The organism is Streptomyces sp. NRRL WC-3626, assembly GCF_000718785.1.
Taxonomy (GTDB): domain Bacteria; phylum Actinomycetota; class Actinomycetes; order Streptomycetales; family Streptomycetaceae; genus Streptomyces; species Streptomyces edwardsiae.
This window is the reverse complement of record NZ_JOCA01000023.1, coordinates 114,484-135,524: the sequence shown is the minus strand read 5'-3', so window position 1 is coordinate 135,524 and position 21,041 is coordinate 114,484. Positions and strand designations below refer to the sequence as shown.

20 protein-coding genes and 1 pseudogene are annotated in these 21,041 nt (G+C 70.7%); 7 read left to right on the top strand and 14 right to left on the bottom strand.

The window, feature by feature from the left end:
- Position 1 precedes the first annotated feature (1 nt).
- The 4 genes and pseudogenes from IF28_RS36590 to IF28_RS0128720 form a co-directional block, all read right to left on the bottom strand.
- Positions 2–2,142, bottom strand: a pseudogene (locus tag IF28_RS36590) (glycoside hydrolase family 3 C-terminal domain-containing protein).
- Positions 2,139–2,957 carry a carbohydrate ABC transporter permease gene (locus IF28_RS0128730; protein WP_030226087.1) on the bottom strand — a complete coding sequence of 273 codons (819 nt, stop codon included), beginning with the start codon at positions 2,955–2,957 and terminating at the stop codon, positions 2,139–2,141. The pseudogene IF28_RS36590 and the gene IF28_RS0128730 overlap by 4 nt, the downstream one beginning before the upstream one ends.
- On the bottom strand, positions 2,954–3,910 hold the full coding sequence (locus IF28_RS0128725) for a carbohydrate ABC transporter permease (RefSeq protein WP_030226085.1): 957 nt from the start codon (positions 3,908–3,910) through the stop codon (positions 2,954–2,956). The genes IF28_RS0128730 and IF28_RS0128725 overlap by 4 nt, the downstream gene beginning before the upstream one ends.
- 10 nt (positions 3,911–3,920) lie before the next feature.
- Entirely contained in the window at positions 3,921–5,225 is a 1,305-nt protein-coding gene (locus tag IF28_RS0128720; RefSeq protein ID WP_030226082.1) for an ABC transporter substrate-binding protein, read from the bottom strand.
- A gap of 139 nt (positions 5,226–5,364) precedes the next feature.
- Between IF28_RS0128720 and IF28_RS0128715 the strand changes: the two genes are divergently transcribed.
- On the top strand, positions 5,365–6,387 hold the full coding sequence (locus IF28_RS0128715) for a LacI family DNA-binding transcriptional regulator (RefSeq protein WP_030226079.1): 1,023 nt from the start codon (positions 5,365–5,367) through the stop codon (positions 6,385–6,387).
- A gap of 184 nt (positions 6,388–6,571) precedes the next feature.
- Here the strand turns inward: IF28_RS0128715 and IF28_RS0128710 are convergent, their stop codons facing one another.
- From IF28_RS0128710 to IF28_RS0128695, 4 genes are all read right to left on the bottom strand, one after another.
- Positions 6,572–8,008 carry a GH1 family beta-glucosidase gene (locus IF28_RS0128710; protein WP_030226075.1) on the bottom strand — a complete coding sequence of 479 codons (1,437 nt, stop codon included), beginning with the start codon at positions 8,006–8,008 and terminating at the stop codon, positions 6,572–6,574.
- Between the two features lie 60 nt (positions 8,009–8,068).
- Positions 8,069–8,989, bottom strand: a complete 921-nt coding sequence (locus tag IF28_RS0128705) for a carbohydrate ABC transporter permease (RefSeq protein ID WP_030226072.1) — start codon at positions 8,987–8,989, stop codon at positions 8,069–8,071.
- A gap of 12 nt (positions 8,990–9,001) precedes the next feature.
- The gene (locus IF28_RS0128700) at positions 9,002–9,988 is read right to left on the bottom strand and encodes a carbohydrate ABC transporter permease (RefSeq protein ID WP_030226069.1); all 987 of its coding nucleotides are present in this window, start codon (positions 9,986–9,988) and stop codon (positions 9,002–9,004) included.
- Between the two features lie 142 nt (positions 9,989–10,130).
- The gene (locus IF28_RS0128695; RefSeq protein WP_030226066.1) at positions 10,131–11,438 is read right to left on the bottom strand and encodes an ABC transporter substrate-binding protein; all 1,308 of its coding nucleotides are present in this window, start codon (positions 11,436–11,438) and stop codon (positions 10,131–10,133) included.
- 302 nt (positions 11,439–11,740) lie between these two features.
- Here IF28_RS0128695 and IF28_RS0128690 point away from each other — a divergent pair, with 302 nt between their 5' ends.
- The 3 genes from IF28_RS0128690 to IF28_RS0128680 all read left to right on the top strand — a co-directional run bounded on the left by IF28_RS0128690 (position 11,741) and on the right by IF28_RS0128680 (position 14,111).
- Positions 11,741–12,754 (top strand): LacI family DNA-binding transcriptional regulator, encoded by a 1,014-nt coding sequence (locus tag IF28_RS0128690; protein WP_030226063.1) that lies wholly within the window; start codon positions 11,741–11,743, stop codon positions 12,752–12,754.
- Positions 12,755–13,068: 314 nt separating this feature from the next.
- Positions 13,069–13,488, top strand: coding sequence for a DUF2267 domain-containing protein (locus IF28_RS0128685; protein WP_030226060.1), 420 nt, complete (start codon positions 13,069–13,071; stop codon positions 13,486–13,488).
- The gene (locus IF28_RS0128680; protein ID WP_030226056.1) at positions 13,470–14,111 is read left to right on the top strand and encodes a dienelactone hydrolase family protein; all 642 of its coding nucleotides are present in this window, start codon (positions 13,470–13,472) and stop codon (positions 14,109–14,111) included. The genes IF28_RS0128685 and IF28_RS0128680 overlap by 19 nt, the downstream gene beginning before the upstream one ends.
- Positions 14,112–14,151: 40 nt before the next feature.
- Here IF28_RS0128680 and IF28_RS0128675 read toward each other — a convergent pair whose 3' ends face one another.
- From IF28_RS0128675 to IF28_RS0128650, 6 genes are all read right to left on the bottom strand, one after another.
- Complete coding sequence (locus IF28_RS0128675) at positions 14,152–15,147, bottom strand: polysaccharide deacetylase family protein (RefSeq protein WP_030226052.1); 996 nt, start codon at positions 15,145–15,147, stop codon at positions 14,152–14,154.
- Between the two features lie 24 nt (positions 15,148–15,171).
- A complete protein-coding gene (locus IF28_RS0128670) occupies positions 15,172–16,170 on the bottom strand; it encodes a glycoside hydrolase family 11 protein (protein ID WP_030226050.1) in 999 nt (332 codons plus the stop codon).
- 249 nt (positions 16,171–16,419) lie between these two features.
- A complete protein-coding gene (locus IF28_RS0128665; RefSeq protein ID WP_030226049.1) occupies positions 16,420–17,043 on the bottom strand; it encodes a hypothetical protein in 624 nt (207 codons plus the stop codon).
- A gap of 86 nt (positions 17,044–17,129) precedes the next feature.
- Entirely contained in the window at positions 17,130–17,933 is an 804-nt protein-coding gene (locus tag IF28_RS0128660; RefSeq protein ID WP_030226048.1) for a rod shape-determining protein, read from the bottom strand.
- On the bottom strand, positions 17,930–18,301 hold the full coding sequence (locus IF28_RS0128655) for a TraR/DksA family transcriptional regulator (RefSeq protein ID WP_030226045.1): 372 nt from the start codon (positions 18,299–18,301) through the stop codon (positions 17,930–17,932). The genes IF28_RS0128660 and IF28_RS0128655 overlap by 4 nt, the downstream gene beginning before the upstream one ends.
- A gap of 51 nt (positions 18,302–18,352) precedes the next feature.
- Positions 18,353–18,676: a TraR/DksA family transcriptional regulator gene (locus IF28_RS0128650; protein ID WP_030226043.1), complete on the bottom strand. Its 324-nt coding sequence runs from the start codon at positions 18,674–18,676 to the stop codon at positions 18,353–18,355.
- 273 nt (positions 18,677–18,949) lie between these two features.
- On the opposite strand from IF28_RS0128650, the gene IF28_RS0128645 reads away from it, so the two are divergent.
- Genes IF28_RS0128645 through IF28_RS0128635 form a run of 3 tightly spaced genes read left to right on the top strand, consistent with a single transcriptional unit; the run spans position 18,950 to position 21,020 of the window.
- Positions 18,950–19,939 carry a HAMP domain-containing sensor histidine kinase gene (locus IF28_RS0128645; RefSeq protein ID WP_030226040.1) on the top strand — a complete coding sequence of 330 codons (990 nt, stop codon included), beginning with the start codon at positions 18,950–18,952 and terminating at the stop codon, positions 19,937–19,939.
- Positions 19,936–20,622: a response regulator gene (locus IF28_RS0128640; protein WP_030226037.1), complete on the top strand. Its 687-nt coding sequence runs from the start codon at positions 19,936–19,938 to the stop codon at positions 20,620–20,622. The genes IF28_RS0128645 and IF28_RS0128640 overlap by 4 nt, the downstream gene beginning before the upstream one ends.
- A complete protein-coding gene (locus IF28_RS0128635; protein WP_051713917.1) occupies positions 20,619–21,020 on the top strand; it encodes a hypothetical protein in 402 nt (133 codons plus the stop codon). The genes IF28_RS0128640 and IF28_RS0128635 overlap by 4 nt, the downstream gene beginning before the upstream one ends.
- Positions 21,021–21,041: the final 21 nt, after the last annotated feature.

Below are 21,041 nucleotides of genomic sequence, written 5' to 3'. Positions count from 1 at the left end.
CTCAGTCCCGCGTGGCCGGCTCCTGGGTGAAGTCCGCGTGCAGGCGACGGGTGTGGTCGACACGGCGCTCGGGGCCGGTCAGGGTGACCGTCGCCGTCAGGCGGGCGTCGGTGCTGGACGCGGCGAGGCGGAGCTCCAGGTCACCGGGTTCGACGATCCGCCGGCCGTCGCGGCCGGTGAAGGAGGCCACGTCGGCCGGGACGGTGACCCGGACGCGGCGGGACTCACCCGGCTCCAGCTCCACCCGGGTGTAGCCGACGAGCCGCTGCACCGGCTGGACGACGGAGGCGACCGGGTCGTGGAGGTACAGCTGGACGACCTCGGTGCCGGTCCGTTCCCCGGTGTTGCGCACGGTCAGAGAGAGCGTGAACTCTCCGTCCGTGCCCGCCTCTTGCGCGTCCACGGCGAGGTCGCTCCAGGCGAAGCCCGTGTACGTCAGACCGTGGCCGAAGCCGAACGCCGGGGTCGGGTCGATGTTGGACACGTCGCTGAGCTGGGCGAGGCGGGCGCCGAGGTAGGTGGTCGGCTGGGAGCCCGGACCGCGCGGCACACTGACCGGGAGCCGGCCGGAGGGGCTCGTACGGCCGCTGAGGACGCCGGCGATGGCGTGGGTGCCCTCGGCGCCGGGGAAGAAGGACTGCACGATCGCCGCCGACTCGGTGACGGCGCGGCCGAGCGCGTACGGCCGTCCGGCGAGCAGGACGGTGACCACGGGTGTCCCGGAGTCGAGCAGCGCGTCGAGGAGTTGCTGCTGGGCGCCGGGCAGGGCGAGGGAGTCGGCGTCGCAGCCCTCGCCGCTGGTGCCGCGGCCGAACAGACCCGCGCGGTCGCCGAGTACGGCGATAACGATGTCTGCCTGCCGGGCCGCGTCGACCGCCTCGCCGAGTCGGGTGAGGTCGCCGTCGTCGACGCCGGTGCCGCGGGCGACCGTGAGGTCCGCGTCGGGGAACTCGGCGGTCAGGGTGTCGCGCAGGGTGGGCAGGTCGATGCCGACCGGGATCTCCGGGTGCTGCACGCCGACGTGCAGGGGGAAGGAGTAGCAGCCCAGTACGGCCGTCGCCTCGGCGGCGTTGGGGCCGACCAGGGCGATACGGCGCGGCGCGGCGAGCGGCAGGGTGCCGTCGTTGGTGAGCAGGACGACCGCCTTCTCGGCGATCTCGCGGGCGAGTTCACGGTTCTCGGGCCGGTCCAGGTCGACGCGGCCGCGCAGTGCCTCGGGGTCGTCGAGGTCGACGCCGTCGAGTGCGGGCGGAACCGGGCTCCAGTCCGGGTCGAGGAGGCCGAGCATCGCCTTCTGGCCGAGGACGCGGCGCACGGCGCGGTCGACGACCGCCTCCGGGACCCGGCCGTCGGTGACGGCGTCGACGAGGGGTGTGCCGAAGGTCTTGACGGTGGGCAGTTCGACGTCGACGCCCGCCCGGAGTGCCGCGCCGGCGGCGTCCGCCCAGTCGGCGGCTTGCGTCCCGCGCGGGAGGCGGAGTAGCCGGCGAAGTGCTTGAGGGTGGCGACGATCCCGGCGGACTCCAGGCCCTGGACGTAGGCCGTCCCGATGGTGGCGACGAGGTACGGGTCCTCGCCGATGGTCTCCTCGACCCGGCCCCAGCGGGCGTCGCGGACCACGTCGAGGACGGGGGCGAGGCCCTGGTGGACGCCGACGGAGCGCATGTCGCGGCCGATGGCGGCGGCCATACGGCGCACCGTGCCGGGATCGAAGGTGGCGCCCCAGGACAGCGGGACGGGGTAGGCGGTGGCCCCCCAGGCGGCGAAGCCGGCCAGGCACTCGTCGTGTGCGAGGGCGGGGATGCCGAACCGGTTCGAGGAGGTGATGCGGGCCTGGGTGCGCATGAGGGAGAGCGCGCCGAGGGCGGGGTCGACGGGAACGGTGCCGAAGGGGCGGGTGAGTTGGCCCAGTCCGCTGGGCAGGAGCGCGTCGAGGTCGACGGGCTCCTCCATGTCGTACTGGTGCGGGGCGACTTCGCCGCCCTTGTCGGAGGCGCCGACCCATACGCCGTACAGCTGGGCGATCTTCTCCTGGAGGGTCATCGCGCCGATGAGCGCGTCGACCCGGGCGGAGACGGGGTGGGCGGGATCGTTCCAGAGGGGGATTTCGGGGGTGGTCTCTACGGCCACGTCGGCAGTCACTTTCCTCCGACGCCCATCAGACCCTGGACCAGGGCGCGACGGGCGAACAGGTAGACGAGCAGGATGGGCACCATGGACAGCACCACGGCTCCCAGCAGACCGGGAATGTCGATGCCGTGCGCGGTCTGGAAGTTGTACAGACCCAGGGTGACCACCTTGGTGGAGTCGGACTGGGTCAGGACCAGCGGGAACAGGAAGCCGTTCCACGCCTGGAGCGCGGAGAAGACCACGATGGTGGACACTCCGCCGCGGGACAGCGGCAGTACGAGCTGGAAGAACATCCGGCGCGGGGACGCGCCGTCCATGGCCATGGCCTCGTACAGCTCCGGGGAGATGTCGCGCATGGCGCCGCTGAGGATCAGCGCCGACATGGGCAGGCAGAACGCGGCCGTGGGCAGGATGACGCCCAGCAGGTTGTCGTACAGGCCGGCCTCGCTGATCAGGTAGAACATCGGCACGATGACGGCCTGGGCGGGGATGGCGAGTCCGAGCAGGAACAGCCGGAAGATCGCCGAGGTGGTACGGCCGCGGCTGCGGACGATCGCGTAGGCGAGCGGCGGGACCAGCAGCAGCACGATGCCGATCACGCAGGCGGTGACGACGAGGGTGTTGAAGAAGTACTGCCCGAAGCCGGAGTCGAAGGCGCGGCTGTAGTTGTCCAGGGTGAAGGTGTCCGGCAGGGAGACCGGGCCGTTCTCGGCGTAGTCCTGGCGGGTGCGCAGCGTCGCGGCGAGCATCACGTACAGCGGCAGGCCGACGAGGAAGAGCCAGACGAGCGAGCCGGCGCCGGCCACGTAGTTCGGTCGGCGCCTCATGACACACCCTCCATGGAGCTGCGCATCTTGTCGTAGCCGGAGACCCGGACGACGATCAGCGAGATGATCGTGGACGCGACCACCAGGGCCAGGGCGATCGCGGAGCCGGTGCCGTAGTCGAAGCCCCTGAACGCCTTGTCGTACATGTAGTAGGCGCTGATGGTGGTGTCGGTGCCGGGGCCGCCCTGGGTCAGGATGAGGACGGTCTCGAAGGTGGTCAGACCGCCGACGATCATCAGGATCATCGAGGTGATCATCGCGTTGCGCAGCTGCGGCAGGGTGATGTGGAAGAACTGGCGGTAGCGGCCCGCTCCGTCGATCTCCGCGGCCTGGTAGAGCACTCGGGGGACCGCGCGGGCGGCGCCCTGGTAGATCAGGGTGTGGAACGGGGTGAACTGCCAGGTACTGACGAACGCCAGGACGCCGATGGCGGTGGCCTGTTCGCCGAACAGGTTGCCGTCGCCGAAGAGCCAGGTGGCCTCGGCCGGGATGCCGAAGTTCGGGTCGAGCAGCGCCCGCCAGAGCACGGAGACGGCCGTGGCGGACAGCAGCAGCGGGATGAAGTAGATGACGGAGAGGACGGCCCGGTTGCGCTGGTGGCCGGCCGCCCAGACGCCGAGCACGATGCTCAGCGGGGTCTGGATGACCACGCCGAGCACGGTCAGGAGCAGGGTCAGCCAGATGCTCTTGAGCATCACCGGGTCGTCCGCCAGTCGCGACCAGTTGTCCATGCCGACGAACTGCGGCGAGCTGAGCCCGTCCCAGGTCATGAAGGACAGCACCGCCACCATGATCAGCGGGACGATCGCGAACAGGGCGAAGAACACTGCGGCGGGCAGTGCCCAGGCGAAGCCGGGGCGGCCCACCGTCGTTGCGGACGGTGCGGCCGGCCGCCGCCGGGGCCCCTTGCGGGGGCCGGCGGCGGGCCGGGCGCTCGTGATCTGTGTGGTCATGAGCCGTTCGTCACTCGGTGGGGAGGGCCTGCATGGCCTTGATGAAGCCGTCCGCGTCGAGCTGTCCGTTGAAGAACTGCTGGATGGCCTTGTGCATGTCCGAGCTCGCCTTCTGCGGGTACGCCTGGTCCCACGACAGCTGGAACGAGGGGGCGTCGGCGACGAGGTCGTACTGGAAGCGCGAGTACTCGGGGGTGGCCGAGCCGTCGATGAACCCGTCGGTGTTGGTCGTGGTCGTCAGGTTGCCGATGTCCAGCTGCGACTTGACGAAGTCGTCCGAGTACATGAGCTTCAGGAACTCGGCGACGGCCTCGGGGTGCTTGGTCTTCTTCATCACCGAGTAGTAGTTGTTGGTGTTGCCCGCAACGTTCGCCGCGTCACCCTTGCCGCCCTCGACGGCGGGGAAGGCGGTGTAGCCGAGGCCCGTCTCGGCGAACTCCGGGTGGTCCGTGAGCTGCTGGGAGTAGTACCAGGAGCCCATGAGCTCGAAGCCGGCCTTGCCCGCGGCCACCAGCTGCACCGAGCCGCCGTTGGTGTACTTGACGGAGTCGTAGTTCTTGCCGAAGGCACCGCTGTCGACGAGGTCCCTGATCATGCCGAGGGCCTTCTTGCTGTCGGCGCTCTCCCAGGCGCTCTTGTCGCCGCCGACGGCCTTCTCGAACAGGCCCGGTCCCGCGATACGGTCGTAGAGGTACTGGAACCACATCTGCGTGGGCCAGACGTCGCCGCCTCCGAGCGCGATCGGCGTGACACCCTTGTCCTTCAGCTTGCCGACAGCGTCGAGCAGTTCGTCCCAGGTCTTCGGCGGCTGCACGCCGGCGTCCTTGAGGACCTTCTTGTTGTGGAAGAGCAGGACCGGCTGGGTGCCGCGCATCGGTATGCCGTACGGCTTGCCGTCGACCACGGCGTTGTTGAAGACGGACGGCAGGAACTTGTTCTCCAGCTCCGGGTTCTTCTTGATGAAGTCGTCGAGCGGCAGCAGCAGGTCGGCCTTGACGAACGGCTTGATGCTGCCGCCGCCCCAGTTGAAGAAGACGTCCGGGGCCTGCGGGGTGTTGATGATCGTCTGCAGCTTCTGCTGGTAGTCGGCACCGGGAATGGTGTCGAGGACGACCTTGACGTCGGACGTCTTGTTGAACGTGTCGACGATCTTCTTCTCCACCTTGTTGGTGGCGTCCCCGTAGACCAGGACATGGATCTTGCCGTCGTCCCCCGACGCCCCGCCGTTTCCGTCACCGCAGGCCGAGAGGCTCAGTGCCAGGGCGAGCGTCGCACCGGTGGCGACCAGTCTGGGCAAGCGCGCACGTGTCTTCATCGTTCGCCTTTCGAAAGTTTCGGCATCATCACCGAAAGTCCATGCCGTGGGACAGTAGGTCAGACCCGTGTTTCGGTCAACGGTCGGAGCGGTACTCACCCAAACCGTTACCGAGCAAGCGGTGCCCTATCCTGCGGGTATGCACGAAGACAACGAGGCGGGCGGCAGAGTAACCCTGGCCGCGGTCGCGAAAGAGGCCGGTGTTTCGATGCCGACAGTTTCGAAGGTCCTCAACGGCCGTTCGGATGTCTCCCGCGCGACCCGGGCCAAGGTGGAGCGGCTCCTCGAGCTCCACGGCTATCGCCGGCGCAGCCAGCCGGCGTCCCGCTCCCCGCTCATCGAGCTCGTGTTCCACGAACTGGAGAGCATCTGGGCGATGGAGCTGATCAGGGGCGTGGAGAACGTCGCGAAGGAGAACCGCGCGACGGTGGTGCTCACCGAGAGCGGCACCCGGCACGCGCCTGCGGCGGACTGGCTCCCGGGCGTGCTGCAGCGCCGTCCGCTGGGTGTCGTGCTGGTCTTCTCCACGCTGCCGGAGGACGTCAAGCGCCGACTGCGGGCGGCGGTCATCCCGTTCGTCGTCATCGACCCGGCGGGGGACCCCGACCCGGACGTGCCCTCGGTCGGCTCCGCGAACTGGGCCGGCGGTCTGGCCGCCACCCGCCATCTCACCGACCAGGGGCACGAGCGGGTCGCCATCATCACCGGGCCCGAGGACATGCTGTGCTCGCTGGCGCGCCTCGACGGCTACCGCTCGGCCATGGCGATGGCGGGGCTGGAGGCCGACCCGCGGCTGACACGCTACGGCGACTTCCATGTACAGGGCGGCTTCGAGCACGCCATGGACCTGCTGGACGGGCCGGACCGGCCCACCGCGGTCTTCGCCGGCAGCGACCTCCAGGCGCTCGGCGTACTGGAGGCGGCCCGTGTCAAGGGGCTGCGGGTGCCGGAGGACCTGTCGGTGGTGGGCTACGACGACGTACCGCTGGCGCAGTGGTCGAGTCCGCCGCTCACCACGGTCCACCAGCCGCTGCGCAGCATGGCCGAGGAGGCCGCCCGGATGCTGCTGCGCCCGGACGACCCCGGTACCGCGGCCCAGCGCATCGAACTGGCGACCCGACTGGTGGTACGGCAGAGCACGGCCGCTCCCCGGAAGACGTGAACGCCGGGCCGGCCGCGCGAGTGCGGCCGGCCCGGCGTACGGCACCGCGTCGGCGGGGAGGCCGGGCGCGCGGTGCCGAATGTTTCGGGCGACCACCACATCGCGTCGCGTCGCCGTATCGGCCGTGCTTCAGGCCGTCCTGTGCGCGGTGGCACACCCGGGGTGCGCCACCGCGCGCGTTCCGTCAGGCGCCGGGGAGGATTCCGGTACGGGCCACCTCGGAGTACCAGCGGGCGCTGGCCTTGGGGATGCGGGTGCCGGTCGGGTAGTCCACGTAGACGGCGCCGAAGCGCTTGCCGTAGCCGTGGGCCCACTCGAAGTTGTCCAGCAGCGACCACAGGAAGTAGCCGCGCACGTCCGAGCCGTCGACGATGGCCCGGTGCACGGCGGCCAGGTGACCGCGCACATAGGCGATCCGCGCGGTGTCGTTGACGTTCCCCGACGGGTCGGCGTAGTCGTCGAAGGCCGCGCCGTTCTCGGTGATGACCAGCGGCAGCTTCGGGAAGTCCGCCGACAGTCGGCGCAGCAGGTCGTACAGGCCGGTGGGGTCGACGGCCCAGCCCATGGCGGTGGTCTCGCCGGGCGGCTGGTGGAAGGCGACCTTGTCGGCGCCCGGCCAGGGGCTGTGGGTGCTGTTGCCGTGGCCGTCCGAGTTGTGGGTGCCGCTGCCGTCGGCCTCGGAGACGACGGTGGGCGAGTAGTAGTTGACGCCGAGGAAGTCCAGCGGCTGGTGGATCCGCGCGAGGTCGCCGTCGCGCACGAAGGACCAGTCGGTCAGCCCGGCGGTGTCCTTGAGCAGGTCCTCCGGGTAGGCGCCCTGCAGCATCGGCCCGGTGTAGACCCGGTTGGCGAGCGCGTCGATCCGGCGGACCGCGTCGGCGTCGGCGTCGCTGCCGGTGAGCGGGCGGACGTGGTGGATGTTGAGCGTCACCGAGCACTGGGCGTCGGCGCGGATACGGTCCCGCAGCGCCTGGACCGCGAGGCCGTGGCCCAGGTTGAGGTGGTGGGCGGCACGCAGCGCGGCGACCGGGTCGGTACGGCCGGGGGCGTGCACGCCGGAGCCGTAACCGAGGAAGGCGCTGCACCAGGGCTCGTTCAGGGTGGTCCAGGTCTTCACCCGGTCACCGAGGGCGTCCGCGGCGAGGGCGGCGTACTCGGCGAACCGCTCGGCCGTGGCGCGCTCGGGCCAGCCGCCGGCGTCCTCCAACTCCTGGGGCAGGTCCCAGTGGTAGAGGGTGGCGACGGGCTGGATGCCCTTCTCCAGCAGGTCGTCGACGAGACGGCGGTAGAAGTCCAGGCCCTTCTGCACGGCGGGGCCGCGGCCGGTGGGCTGGATCCGGGGCCAGGCGAGGGAGAACCGGTAGGCGCCCAGGCCGAGTTCGGCCATCAGGGCGACGTCCTCGCGCCAGCGGTGGTAGTGGTCGGTGGCGATGTCACCGGTGTCGCCGTTGCGTACGCGGCCCGGCGTGCGGGCGTAGGTGTCCCAGATGGACGGTGTACGGCCGTCCTCGGCGGCGGCCCCCTCGATCTGGTAGGAGGCGGTCGCGGAGCCCCAGAGGAAGCCCTTGGGGAAGGGGCGGGCGGCGTCCGGGGCGGACGCGGTCTGCTGTGCGGTGACCACGTAGATCCTTTCGGGGTGAGGGGAGTTCGCAGGCGGCGGGGCCTGGCGGGGAGGTGCGGGTCAGCCCTTGACGGCGCCCGCCATGATGCCGCTGACGATCTGGCGGCCGAAGACGATGAACATCGCCAGCAGCGGCAGCGTGCCGAGCAGCGCGCCCGCCATGATCAGCGACTGGTCGCGGACATAGCCCGCGCTGAGCTGGGTGAGGGCGACGGGGACCGTCGGGTTGGTCATGTCGAGCACCACGAACGGCCAGAAGAAGTCGTTCCACGCGTGCACGAACGTGATCATGAACAGCACGGCCATCGCGGGCCGTGCGATGGGCAGCACGATGCTCCAGAAGATCCGCAGCGAATGCGCCCCGTCCACGCGGCCGGCCTCGACGAGTTCGTCGGGCAGCGCCTCGGACAGGTACTGCCGCATGAAGAACACGCCGACGGCGCTCACCAGGGTGGGGAAGATGACGGCCGGCAGCTGCTGCGACCAGCCCAGCTCGGACATCATCATGAACAGCGGTACGACGCCGAGCTGCGGCGGCACCATCATGGTGCCGATCACCAGCATCAGCAGGACGTTGCGTCCCTTGAACCGCAGTTTGGCGAAGGCGAATCCGGCCAGCGTCGCGAACATCACCGTGGACAGGGCGATCACGCCGGCCACGATCAGGCTGTTGACCATGGCCTTGCCCATCGCGGCCTCGTCCCAGGCGCGGGCGAGGTTGCTGAACAGGTTCGGCCCCGGCAGGAACGGCGGCGGGGTCTGGCTGACCCGGGTGTTGTCGGTGGAGGCGGCAACCATCGTCCAGTACAGCGGGAAGATCGACAGCACCGCCATGACGACGAGCAGGACGTAGGCGAGCGGGCCGGCGTGGTGCTGGCGGCCGGCGCCCGGGCGCAGCAGCCGCCGGCCGCCGCGGGCCGGCTTCTCGACAGGGGTCCGGGCCGGTGTCTCCGTCCGGACCGGGAGGCTGTGAGTGGTCATGATGGCTCCAGGTCAGGACGTACGGGAACGCAGGCGCTTGATCAGGTGCTGCGCCACGAAGGCGAGGACGAGCAGCATGAACATCGCCCAGGCGACGGTGGCCGAACGGCCCATCTGGTAGTTCTTCCAGCCCTCCTCGTACAGCAGCAGGCCCAGCGTCTGGTACTGGTTGTCGGCGCCGCCGGTGACTCCGTTGGGGCCCTGTCCGAAGATCAGCGGCTCGCCGAACAGCTGGGTGGCGCCGATCGTGGAGAGCACGATGGTGAAGACGATGGTGGAGCGGATACCGGGCACGGTGACATGGGTGAACTGCTTCCACCGGGACGCCCCGTCGAGGGACGCGGCCTCGTACCGCTCGGCGGGAATGGCCTGCATGGCGGCCAGGTAGAGCAGCGCGTTGTAGCCGGTCCAGCGCCAGATGACGATGGTGGAGATGGCCGCCTGGGCGGGCCACTTGTCGGCCTCCCAGTCCACCGGGTCGATGCCGACCGAGCCGAGCGCCCAGTTGATCATGCCGAAGTCACGCTCGAAGATCATGGTGAAGACGAGCGCGGCGGCGGCGACCGAGGTGGCGTAGGGGACCAGCGAGGCCACGCGGAAGAACAGCGAGGCGCGCATGCGGTAGTTGAGCAGGTGGGCCAGGCCGAGTGCCATCATCAGCTGCGGCACCGTGGAGATGACGCCGATGGTGATGGTGTTCTGCAGTGCGTTCCAGAACCGTGAATCGCCCCAGAGTTCGACGTAGTTGTCGAACGCCACCCACTCCATGACGTCGAGGGTGGCCAGTTCCACGTCGTGCAGGGAGATCCACGACGTGTAGACGAGGGGGTAGAAGCTGAACGCGGCGAAGACGACGAAGAACGGCGCGACGAACGCGTACGGGGCGCCCTTGACGTCCAGCCGGTGCAGCAGGGCGCCGCGCCGGCGGGGGGTGTTCCCGTCGCCCGTGGTGCCCGGCGGCTCCTCGCCGGTCAGGGCCTTGGTGGTGGAGGTGGCCACCGGACTTTTCCTTCCTGGATACGGATGTGTGAGCCGGGCCCCGGGCCCGTCGGCGTGCTGCCCCGTCACCGGACTCGCGTGGCAGGCGGGAGTCCGGTGACAGGGCCCGGCGGGCCGGGGTGGCCGCGGGAGAGACGTCGGGTCAGCCGACGGCCTTCTCGATGCGCTCCGTGGTGGTCTTCCACGCCTTGTCACGCGCGGTGCCCTGCTCGACCAGGGCCAGGCCCTGGGAGAAGGTGTCCTTGATCGTGCCGTCCTTGCGGCCGAGGACCTGCTTGTCCGGGATCTCCTGCGCGGCGGCACCGAAGATCTGGCCGATCGGGGCGTTGTCGAAGTACTCCGACGTGGCGTTCTTCACATCCGGGTTCTCCAACGCCTCCTTGGAGGACGGGATGTTGCCGATCTCCTTGAAGATGTGGGCCTGCTGTTCCGGCGCGGTCAGCCAGGCGACGAGCTTCTTGGCCTCCTCCTTCACCGGGCTCTGCTCGACGACACCGAGGAAGGAGCCGCCCCAGTTGGCGCCCTTGGGTGCCCGGGCCACGTCCCACTTGCCCTTGTTGGCGTCACCGGCCTTCTCGCTGATGTGGCTGAGCATCCAGGCCGGGCAGACGGCGGTCGCGAAGGTGCCGTTGGCCAGACCGGGGTCCCAACCCGGCTGGAACTGGCGGAGCTTGGCGGTCAGCCCGTCCTCGGCGGCGTCCGAGGCCAGGCCCCAGGCCTCCTTCACGGCCGGGTTCTTGTCGTAGATCAGCTCCCCCTTCTCGTCGTAGTACTGCTCGGGGTAGCCGTAGACCATGGCGTTGAACAGACCGCTGGCCGAGTCGGTGAACGCGACCTTGTCGCCCTTGAAGTCCTTCTTGAAGGTGCGGCCGACCTCGACGTACTTGCTCCAGTCGCCCTCCCAGAGCTTGCCCACCTCCTCACGGTCGGTGGGCAGGCCGGCCTGCTCGAAGTAGTCCTTGCGGTAACAGACCGCCATGGGGCCGATGTCGGTGCCCAGACCGAGCACCTTGCCGTCCGCGGTGCTGATCTGGGACTCCTTCCAGGGCAGGAAGTGGTCGGTGCCGGCCATGTCGGCGAAGTCGGCGAACTTGTCCGCCTGGGTCTCGGTGATCTCCTTGGCCCGGCCGATCTCGATGCCCTGGATGTCCTTCAGACCGTTGCCGGCGGCGAGGTGGGTCTGCAGCGCGGTGTAGTACGTCTGCTCGTCACCGGCGATGTCGGCCTTGATCTCGACATTCGGGTTCTCCTTCTCGTACTGCTCCAGGAGGCCCGTCTCCTTCAGGCCCATGACGCCGTACAGGCCCATGGTGATGGTGACCTTGCCGTCCTTCTTGCCACCGCCGGTGGCCGAGTCGTCACCGCCGCTGCAGCCGACGACCAGTGCCAGCGCGCCGGCGGCCGCGACTGTCGCGACCGCCTTCCTGCGCAACGAACCGTAAGTGCCCATGGATCTCCTCCTAGCGACGGCGCTGACACACCGGAGTGACGAGTTCTGCGATGACTACAGCGGCTCTGACAGGGATGGGAACGTGCCCATTTCGGGGTGGGCACGTTCCCACCGCGCAACGAAGACTCATGGCTGGCGGATAGGTCTGTCAATAACTTGAAACCAACTCGTCGCCTCGGATCCGGCTACGTGTGCCTCGTCCCGCCGCCGGGGGGTGCTGTGCCGGCGACCGCGTCTGCAAGAATTGCCGCAGGTCAACTCCGCGGCGGACATCGTCGCCGCGGCCGCACAGGGGGGAGCACATGAGCGGCAACCGCCGTCCGACCATCAAAACGGTCGCCGCCCGCGCCGGCGTGGGCCGCACCACGGTCTCCCGCGTCGTCAACGGCTCGGATCTCGTCAGCGACGACGCCCGTGAGCGGGTGCTGGCCGCGATCAAGGAGTTGAACTACGTTCCCAACTCGGTCGCCCGCGGTCTGGTGACCAACCGCACCAACGCGGTGGCCCTGGTGATCCCCGAGTCGGAGAGCCGGCTCGGTTCGGAACCGTTCTTCGCCGCGCTGATCCGCGGTGTCTCCGGCGCGCTCGCGGAGAGCCGGACCCAGCTGCAGCTGATGCTCGTCCGTGACCAGGCGGAACGGGACCAGCTCACGGAGACCGTGGCGACGCACCGGGTGGACGGTGTGCTGCTGGTCTCCGTGCACGCCGACGACCGGCTGCCGGGCATGCTGGAGGAGATGGGCCTGCCGACCGTGCTGGCCGGCCGCCGCGATGCGGGCGAGCGGCTGAGCTACGTGAACTCCGACAACGCGGGCGGTGCGACCGCCGCGGTACGGCATCTGCTGCACCGCGGCCGGACCCGGATCGCCACGATCACCGGTCCGCTGGACATGGACGTCGGCCGCAGCCGGCTCGCCGGGTGGCGCACCGCGCACCGGGAGGCAGGGGTGGCGGCGGACGAACTGCTGGTCGAAGAGGGGGACTTCACGGAGGAGGGTGCGTGCCGGGCGATGCGTTCGCTACTTGAACGCGCGCCGGATCTGGACGCGGTGTTCGCCGCGTCCGACCTCATGGCGGTGGGGGCGCTGGCCGAATTGCGCCGGCGGCGGTTGCGGGTGCCGGAGGATGTCGCCGTCGTGGGGTACGAGGATTCCATCCTCGCGCGGCACACGGCGCCGCCGCTGACGACCGTGCGGCAGCCGGTGGAGGAGATCGGGCGGACCATGGCCCGGATTCTCACCGGGATCACCCAGGAGGGCGCGCCTCGGCAGCAGCGGACGTTGCCTACGGAGTTGGTGGTGCGGGAGTCTTCCTAGCGGGGGGACTGTCGGGTCGTCCGCTGTGGGCGGTTTCGGTACGTCGGGTTCGCCGTTGTTGTTTCGCCCCCGCCGCCCTTTCCCGTTCCCGTCCCCGGGGGGCTTCGCCCCCGGACCCCCTGCCGGACCGCCTCCCGGCCCACCCCGCCCCGGGGCGCCCCACCGACGGCCCGGCCCCGCGCCCACGCCGTCACTCCCCGTCCCAGGCGTTTGCCCCCCGGGCCTCGGACTCATTCGTTGGGCGGGCTGAAAGTGGGTTCGGTGGGGTACTCGGTGGAGACGTGATCGCATCGTGAGGGAGGACGGGGCCTCATATGCACCATGACGAGTTCATCGGGAAAGTGCAGGCTCTTACGCGGCTTCCGGATCGCGGTACGTCCGAGCAAGCGACCCGGGCGGTGCTGAGCACGCTGGCCGAGCGGCTGCCGGGCGGACTGGCGGAGCATGTGGCGGCCCAGTTGCCGCCCACTCTGGCCGCGCCCATGAGGGAGGCCAAGGACTCCTCCTCGGGCGAGCGCTTCGGCCTGACCACGTTCGCCGGACGGATCGCCGGGCGCGCGCGGACGGACGAGGACGGTGCCGTACGGGAGGCCGCCGCCGTACTGGAGGTGCTCGACGCGGCGCTCGCTCCGGAGCTGACGGAGAAGGTGGTCGCGGCGCTGCCCAAGGACATCGGCGGTCTGCTGCCCGCCGCCCGTGCCGTCGAGGACACCACGTGGTCTCCGAATCCGTGACGGTCCCCTCGGATGCGGCGGGGCTGTCGGGCGATCTCGTGATCCCGGCCGGAGCGCGCGGAACCGTGCTGTTCGCGCACGGCAGCGGCAGCTCACGGCTCAGCCCGCGCAACCGGGCGGTCGCCGCCGCGCTGCGGGACGCGGGGTTCGGCACGCTGCTGCTGGATCTGCTGACGGCGGAGGAGGAGCGGGAGGACGACGCGACGGGACGGCACCGCTTCGACATCGGGCTGCTCGCCCGGCGGCTGGCGCATGCCGTCGACTGGCTGGAGCAGCGGCCGGACGGTGCGGATCTGCCGGTGGGGCTGTTCGGGGCCAGTACGGGTGCGGCGGCGGCGCTGGTGGCGGCCACCGAGCGGCCGGAAAGGGTGTCGGCGGTCGTGTCGCGGGGCGGTCGCCCCGACCTGGCGGGCGACGCGCTCGCCCTGGTGTCATGTCCGGTGCTGCTCGTCGTGGGCGGTGCCGACGACACGGTGCTCGGCCTCAACCGGGAGGCCGCCGGCCGGCTGTCCACGGCGCACGAGGTCCGTGTGGTGCCCGGCGCGACCCATCTCTTCTCCGAGCCCGGCGCGCTGGAGCAGGTCGCCGAGCTCGCCGCCGGCTGGTTCCGCGAACATCTGTGAACGGGCCGCGGCGCACAACGCGCCGCGGCCCGCCACGGGTTCAGCCGGTGCTGCAGGAGACGGTCGGCCAGTTCCAGTTGCCGTTGGCCATGATCGTCACCCCCCAGTTGTCGCCGCTGCCGTTGGGCTTGGCGACGAGGGTCTGACTGTTGGGGTACGAGGTGCTGACGTTCCAGGTCGTGGAGACCTTCGCCGGGGACGGCACGTTCATGGTCACCGTCCAGTTGCTGGAGCCGCTCACCGAGACGTTGAGGTTGTAGCGGTCGCCCCACCGGTTGCCGGCGGACAGCGTCGCGGTGCAGCTTCCGGTGTCGCCGCCACCGCCCCCTCCCCCGCCGCCGGAACCGTCGGGGGCGACGGCGCGGCCGGTCTGCGGGGAGATCATGCCCGCGCACAGGCCCCGGGAGGCCAGGTTCTGCGCGATGCGCGGGATCGCGGCGATGGTGTTGGCCGGCCAGTCGTGCATCAGGATCACCTGGCCGCTTGTGAGCCGGGAGGCGGCCTGCACGATGGCGTCGGTACTCGCGTTGTTCCAGTCCTGCGAGTCGACGTCCCAGATGATCTCGGTCAGGCCGTACTTCGCCTCGACCGCGCGCAGCGTCGAGTTGGTCTCGCCGTACGGCGGACGGAACAACTTCGGTGTGCCGCCGCCGGCGCCCGCGATCGCCTGCTGGGTGCGGGCGATCTCGGAGTCCATCTGGGACTGGCTCAGCTGGGTCATGTGGGGGTGGGTGTAGCTGTGGTTGGCGACCCACATGCCCGCGTCGACCTGGGCCCTGACCAGTGAGGGGTTGGCGGCGGCGTACTGGCCCTGGTTGAACATCGTGGCCCGCAGCCCGTTCTGCTTCAGCGCGTTGAGCAGGTTCATGGTGGTGCCGGTGGACGGGCCGTCGTCGAAGGTGAGTCCGACGTAGCCGTTGCAGGCGGCGGCCTGTGCCGGTGCGGCGTCCAGGGTGGCGGTGGCGGTACCGGCCAGGGTCAGCGCGGCGACGGCCAGTCCCGACAGCAGGGACCGGGGGACTCTTCCGGTGGTCATCTGCGGTGGTCCTCCTCGTGGGGGTCAGCCTGCGCTGCAGGAGACCGTCGGCCAGTTCCAGTTGCCGTTCGCCATGATCGTCGCGCCGAAGTTGTTGCCGTTGCCGTTGGACTTGGCGACGAGGGTCTGGCTGTCGGGGTAGGACGCGCTGGCGTTCCAGGTCGAGGAGACCTTCGCCGGGGACGGCACGTTCATGGTCACCGTCCAGTTGCTGGAGCCGCTCACCGAGACGTTGAGGTTGTAGCGGTCGCCCCACTTCTCGCCGGCGGACAGGGTCGCGTTGCAGCCGCCGTTGCCGCCACCACCGCCGCCACCGCCACCGCCGGAACTGCCTTCGCTCACCGTGATGTTGGAGCTGCCGCTGCTCTGGTAGCCCTCGGTGGCCATGATCATGTAGTTGTGGCTGCCCAGGTTCATGCCCTTGCTCGCCCAGGCGTCGAAGTGGTTGCCGCTGGTGATGGTGCCGCCCGTGCGCTTGGACTGCCGGACGCTCCAGTACTGGTCGAAGGTCCTGGTGCCCTCGATGGACGGGGCGTTGTACCGGGTCGTCTTGTAGATGTCGTACGTGCCGCCGTCACTGGTGACGGTGCCCTTGTACTCGCCGGTGGGCCGGTAGGTGCCCCAGTTGTCGACGATGTAGTACTCGATGAGCGGGCCGGTGGTCCAGCCGTAGAGCGTCAGGTACGCGTTGCCGGACGGGTTGAAGCTGCCCGAGTAGCTGACGGTCTTGCGTCCGCCGGTGCTCCAGCCCTTGCCGGCCACGAAGTTGCCCGTGTTGCTCCAACGGGTGGAGTAGTTGCCGCCGGAGCCCAGGTCCATGGAGACGGTGCCCTGGGAGTCGGTCCAGAACGAGTACCACCAGCCGTTGTTGGTGCCGGTCTGGTTGGTGGTGACGGCGGCCGTGGCGGTGGTGGCGGTCAGGAGCAGCGCGCTGACGGCGGCCAGCGCGATGGTCCAGACGCTTCTGACACTCGGCAGCAGGCGGCCGCGTCGGCGGCCCTTCGGTCGCGCGAGCACATGCATGGGTGTGCCTCCTGTGACGGCTCGGTGGGGGGTTCGATGCCGGACAGTGTTGGCCTGCACGCGTCAACCGTCAACAGTTTCGGTGAATGTTTCGAAATCTTCGCTCGATCGAAGGGGCGGGTAGAAGTGGAGTCTTCGCAGTTCAGGGTGGGCACTGAACCGGTTGAGCCGCGGAAGGCATCACCGATGTACGGGCAGTCGTCGAAGTCCGTTGAGTAGGCGCCGAAACTTTCGAAGGCCCCTATCGGATCAGGTCGGTGTCGTCCAGCGCGGAGCCGTCCTCGCCCAGGCCGTGTCCCAGTCGTCGAGGTTGCGGCGGCGCACGGCGAGACCGGTCGCGGCGTGGGCGGCGGCGCCGGTGAGGGCGACGCCCATGGCCGCGAGGAGCGCCCAGCCCATGGTGCGGCTGCGGATCTCCTTCGGGGTCAGCGGCGGATCCGTCGTCTCGCCGTCGGCCGTGATCCAGATACGGACGGTGTTGCCGGCGGCGAGTCCGGGCTCCACCTCCGCGCGGGTATGGCGTTCCACCCCGTCCCGGGTGACCACGCGGACCTCGGCCGGGTAGCGGGTGTGCTCCTCCTCGTCCGAGCCCGGCTCCGGGTGGCGGGGCGCGTCGTGGGTGAGGGTCGCGGTCGTCACATGCCGGGTCAGCTTCTGGTGACGGGCGGTGTCCTCGTAGTGGGCGCGGGCGGTCTTGGCCGCGACGAGGGCGGCCACGGGTGCCAGGGCAAGTACGGCGATCAGCACCCCGAGGCCCAGCCAGGCGTGAAGGCTGTCGGTGCGCCGGCGCAGGGGATTGTGCCGCCAGCGCCACAACAGGGGGCGCGCGGGCGGGCCGGGGGGTGGCTGTGCCGGAGGTATTTCGCCGGCCACGTCAAAGCTCCTTCCGGGTACGTGACTTCTGGGTACGTGAAACGGGCTGGTGGGGGGGTGCCGGTGGCCGCGGACCGCGGCGCCGGTCAGAGGGTGCCGCTGTCCGACGGGTGGTGGTGCGCCGACGCGAGCAGGCCGGCGGCCCCCCGCACGGCGGCGGTGTGCGGCGACGGGACCTGCGTGACCGGGCAGCCGAGGCTGCCGGGCAGGTCGCGGGTGATGTCGGGGCGCAGCGCGCCCCCGCCGGCCAGGAGTATGCCCCGGCGCAGGGCGGTACGGGTGAGCGAGGTGCGGTCCTGCCGCAGCATCGCGGTCACCATGTCGGTCACCGCCGCGGTGATGTCGCCGGGCGGCGTGCCGTCGGTCAGGTCGGCGGTGCCCAGCGCGGTGCGGCGGGCGTCGGTGACCGCGCCGTCCACGAGCAGCACCACCTCGGTGAGGTGGGCCCCTATGTCCACCACCAGCAGCGGCCGGATGTGGTCGGCGCCCGCCGCCAGGGCCACCGCGCGGGCGCCCGGGACGGTCATGACGGCGCGCGGGCGGAGGATCTCGACGGCGGTGCGGGCCTCGGTCCGGAAGGCGAGGCCGTCCAGGACCGGCGCCGTGACGACGACCAGCGGGCGGCCGATCCTGGGCAGCCGGTGCCCGAGCAGCCGCTCCAGCATCCGGGCCGTACCCGGGGTGTCGACGATGGTGCCGCGCTGGATGGGGTGGATGGCCCCCGTGCCCGGGAAGGTGACGGTGGGCACGTCGAGGACCATGCCCCGTCCGGCGATCCACGCGCGCGTGCGGGCGCTGCCCAGGTCGAGAGCGATACCTGAGCAGCGCCGGCACAGCGGCCAGTGCCGGTGCCGTACCGGAGCCGGAAGGGTGCGCCGGATCACGGTCACCGGCCGGCCTCCCTCACCTGCTGGCAGCGCCCGCAGTAGCGGGCCTGGGGGACGATCAGCAGGCGGTGGCGTTCGACGGCGCGACGGCACAGATGGCACGTGCCGTACTGCCCGGAGTCCATCCGGGCCAGCGCCGCCTCGACGTCGGCGAGCACCATGCGCGCGGAGGCCGCGAGCCTGACGCCGACCTCTACCTGGGCGGCGTCCGACTGACGGCGTTCCTCGGCACGGTTCGAGGAGTGGGTCGCGAACTGCCGGAGCTGCTCCTGCCGGAACAGCCGCTGCTCGTGCAGGTTCTCGCGCAGCGCGGCGAGGTCCTCGGCGTCGAGGACCGTGTCGCGCTCGCCGATGGTCTGGTGGGTCACCACTGCACCCCTTGGGCAGAGCGGGAGAGAAGGACGGACGGGGCCCGGTCGCGCCTAGGCGCGACGCTGGCAGGCGACGCAGTACCGGGTGTGGGGGAGAATCTCCAGGCGCTCCGGCGGTACGGCCTTGGAGCAGCCCAGGCAGGTGCCGTAGGTGCCGTCCTCGACGCGTGCGAAGGCCTCGTCGATCTCCGTGAGGACGCGCTGGATGGCCTCCCGCTGGTTGGACATCAGGTGGTCGCCGGGACTCTGCCCCGTTTCGTCGAGCGCCTTGAGCTGTGCCAGGCGGGTCGAGCGGGCGTGCTCGAGGCGCTGACGGACCTCGTCGGGAGCGGGATGGGCGGTACGGGGTTCGGTGCGGGGCAGGTCGAGCGACACGGACGGTCCTCCTCATGACGTACGGGTGATGACTCAACCCTGGCCCGTTTCCGGGCCGGCGCCCATTGGGCGCGGTACCCATCTGTGCGGGGTCCGAGGACCCACCCCGTTCGGGATGGGCCCGGTGGACGGGGGGAAATGGGTCGCGGGGCCCATCGACCGGGGCCGGTCCCTGGTGCATGCTGGCCGGTGTTGTCCGCCGGGACCATGAGGCCGCCGCCGCGTTCGCGGGCGCGGTGACCGACAGTAGAGGCAGACGAGAAAGAGGAAGGCGTGACCTCCGTGTCCCTGTACTGGCGGATCTTCGGGCTGAACGCGGTGGTGCTGGGCAGCGCCACCGCGCTGCTGCTGTGGGCTCCGGTGACCGTGTCCGTCCCGGTGCTGCTCACCGAGGCGGTGATCCTCGTCGGCGGCCTCGCCGTCATGCTCGTCGCCAACGCGGCCCTGCTGCGCATCGGTCTCGCCCCGCTGGACCGGGTGACCCGGCTGATGACCACGGTCGACCTGCTGCGCCCCGGCCAGCGTCTGCCCGTGCGCGGCGGCGGTGAGGTGTCCGAGCTGGTCAGCACGTTCAATTCGATGCTGGAGCGGCTGGAGGGGGAACGCGTCGCGAGCAGTGCCCGCGCGATCCTCGCCCAGGAGGGCGAGCGGCGCCGTATCGCCCAGGAGCTGCACGACGAGGTCGGGCAGAGCATGACGGCCGTGCTGCTGGCGCTGAAGCGGGCGGCCGACGAGGCGGAGGAGCCGCTGCGCGGGGAGCTCCAGCAGGCGCAGGAGATCACCCGGGAGAGCCTGGACGAGGTGCGCAGGCTGGTGCGCCGGCTGCGTCCGGGCGTGCTGGACGATCTCGGTCTGGTCAGCGCCGTCACCTCGCTGGCCACCGAGTTCGCCACGCACACCGGGCTGCGTGTGCTGCGCCGTTTCGACTCCGATCTGCCCGCTCTCGACCACGAGCAGGAGCTGGTCATCTACCGTGTGGCACAGGAGGGTCTGACCAACGCCGCCCGGCACGCCGAGGCGCGGAGTGTGGAGGTGAGCCTGCGCGCCGTCGACCGCTGCGTCGTCCTCGAGGTGAGCGACGACGGCCGGGGCATCGGTGCCGCACGCGAGGGCGCCGGGCTCCGCGGGATGCGGGAACGGGCCCTGCTGATCGGGGCCGACCTGGGCATCTCCAGCCTCGACGACCACCCCGTCGCCCCCTCCGCTCCGCCCGCCGGTACCCGGATCCGGCTCACCGTGCCCGTTGTCAGGAAGCAGTCATGAACCACGAGGACACCCACGAGGCCCGCCGGACGGACGCCCCGATCCGGATCCTGCTCGCCGACGACCACGCGCTGGTGCGGCGCGGCGTCCGGCTCATCCTCGACCGGGAGCCGGATCTGCGGGTGGTCGCCGAGGCCGGTGACGGCGCGGAGGCGATCGCCATGGCCCGTACCCACGACGTCGACCTGGCCGTCCTGGACATCGCCATGCCGCGGCTGACCGGCCTGCAGGCCGCCCGCGAGCTGACGGCGCTCAAGCCGGGGCTGCGCATCCTGATGCTGACGATGCACGACAACGAGCAGTACCTGTTCCAGGCGCTGAAGGCCGGCGCCGGCGGCTACGTCCTGAAGTCCGTCGCGGACCGCGATCTGGTCGCGGCCTGCCGGGCCGCGATGCGGGACGAGCCGTTCCTGTACCCGGGGGCGGTGACCGCCCTCATCCGTAACTACCTCGACCGGGTGCGGCACGGTGAGGAGGCTCCCGAGCAGCTGCTGACCCCGCGCGAGGAGGAGGTGCTGAAGCTCGTCGCCGAGGGGCACTCGTCGAAGGAGATCGCCGAGATGCTGTTCATCAGCATCAAGACGGTGCAGCGGCACCGCGAGAACCTGCTGCACAAGCTGGGTCTGCGGGACCGCCTCGAACTGACCCGTTACGCCATCCGCGCCGGGCTCGTCGAACCTTGACCGCCGCCCCGCGGGGACAGCGCACCCGCCTTCCGTTCCGGGCCGTCGCGGCGGTCCTCGCCGCGTTCGCGGCCGTACTGCTGACCCTCGGGTTCAGCGGCGGCGGCACGGAACTCGTCCCCGCCCCGGCTCCGTACGGTCCCTCGGCCTACGAGTCGGACACCCGTCCGTACGGCGACGACGCCTATGTCGGCTCCCGCACCCCGCACACCAGGCCGGAGCGGGACGCCGGTGAGCGGGCGGTGCCCGCCGGTCATGCGCTCTTCACCGCGGCGGACACGCCGCGGATCCCGCCCCGGCCGGCCCGGCCCGCGCCGGCGGCCGGACACGCGGCGCCCGCCGCCGCGCACATGCCCTCCGACCTCGGGCGCGCGCCGCCCGCCGCCTCCAGCACCTGAGACTTCCTCTTTCCTTTTTCC

What these genes read in the sequence shown, in the direction of transcription:
- IF28_RS0128670 (WP_030226050.1), bottom strand. Translation starts at nt 16,170, where the DNA reads ATGCATGTGCTCGCGCGACCGAAGGGCCGCCGACGCGGCCGCCTGCTG.
- IF28_RS0128720 (WP_030226082.1), bottom strand. Translation starts at nt 5,225, where the DNA reads ATGAAGACACGTGCGCGCTTGCCCAGACTGGTCGCCACCGGTGCGACG.
- IF28_RS0128690 (WP_030226063.1), top strand. Translation starts at nt 11,741, where the DNA reads ATGAGCGGCAACCGCCGTCCGACCATCAAAACGGTCGCCGCCCGCGCC.
- IF28_RS0128705 (WP_030226072.1), bottom strand. Translation starts at nt 8,989, where the DNA reads ATGACCACTCACAGCCTCCCGGTCCGGACGGAGACACCGGCCCGGACC.
- IF28_RS0128730 (WP_030226087.1), bottom strand. Translation starts at nt 2,957, where the DNA reads ATGAGGCGCCGACCGAACTACGTGGCCGGCGCCGGCTCGCTCGTCTGG.
- IF28_RS0128640 (WP_030226037.1), top strand. Translation starts at nt 19,936, where the DNA reads ATGAACCACGAGGACACCCACGAGGCCCGCCGGACGGACGCCCCGATC.
- IF28_RS0128725 (WP_030226085.1), bottom strand. Translation starts at nt 3,910, where the DNA reads ATGACCACACAGATCACGAGCGCCCGGCCCGCCGCCGGCCCCCGCAAG.
- IF28_RS0128685 (WP_030226060.1), top strand. Translation starts at nt 13,069, where the DNA reads ATGCACCATGACGAGTTCATCGGGAAAGTGCAGGCTCTTACGCGGCTT.
- IF28_RS0128675 (WP_030226052.1), bottom strand. Translation starts at nt 15,147, where the DNA reads ATGACCACCGGAAGAGTCCCCCGGTCCCTGCTGTCGGGACTGGCCGTC.
- IF28_RS0128715 (WP_030226079.1), top strand. Translation starts at nt 5,365, where the DNA reads ATGCACGAAGACAACGAGGCGGGCGGCAGAGTAACCCTGGCCGCGGTC.
- IF28_RS0128695 (WP_030226066.1), bottom strand. Translation starts at nt 11,438, where the DNA reads ATGGGCACTTACGGTTCGTTGCGCAGGAAGGCGGTCGCGACAGTCGCG.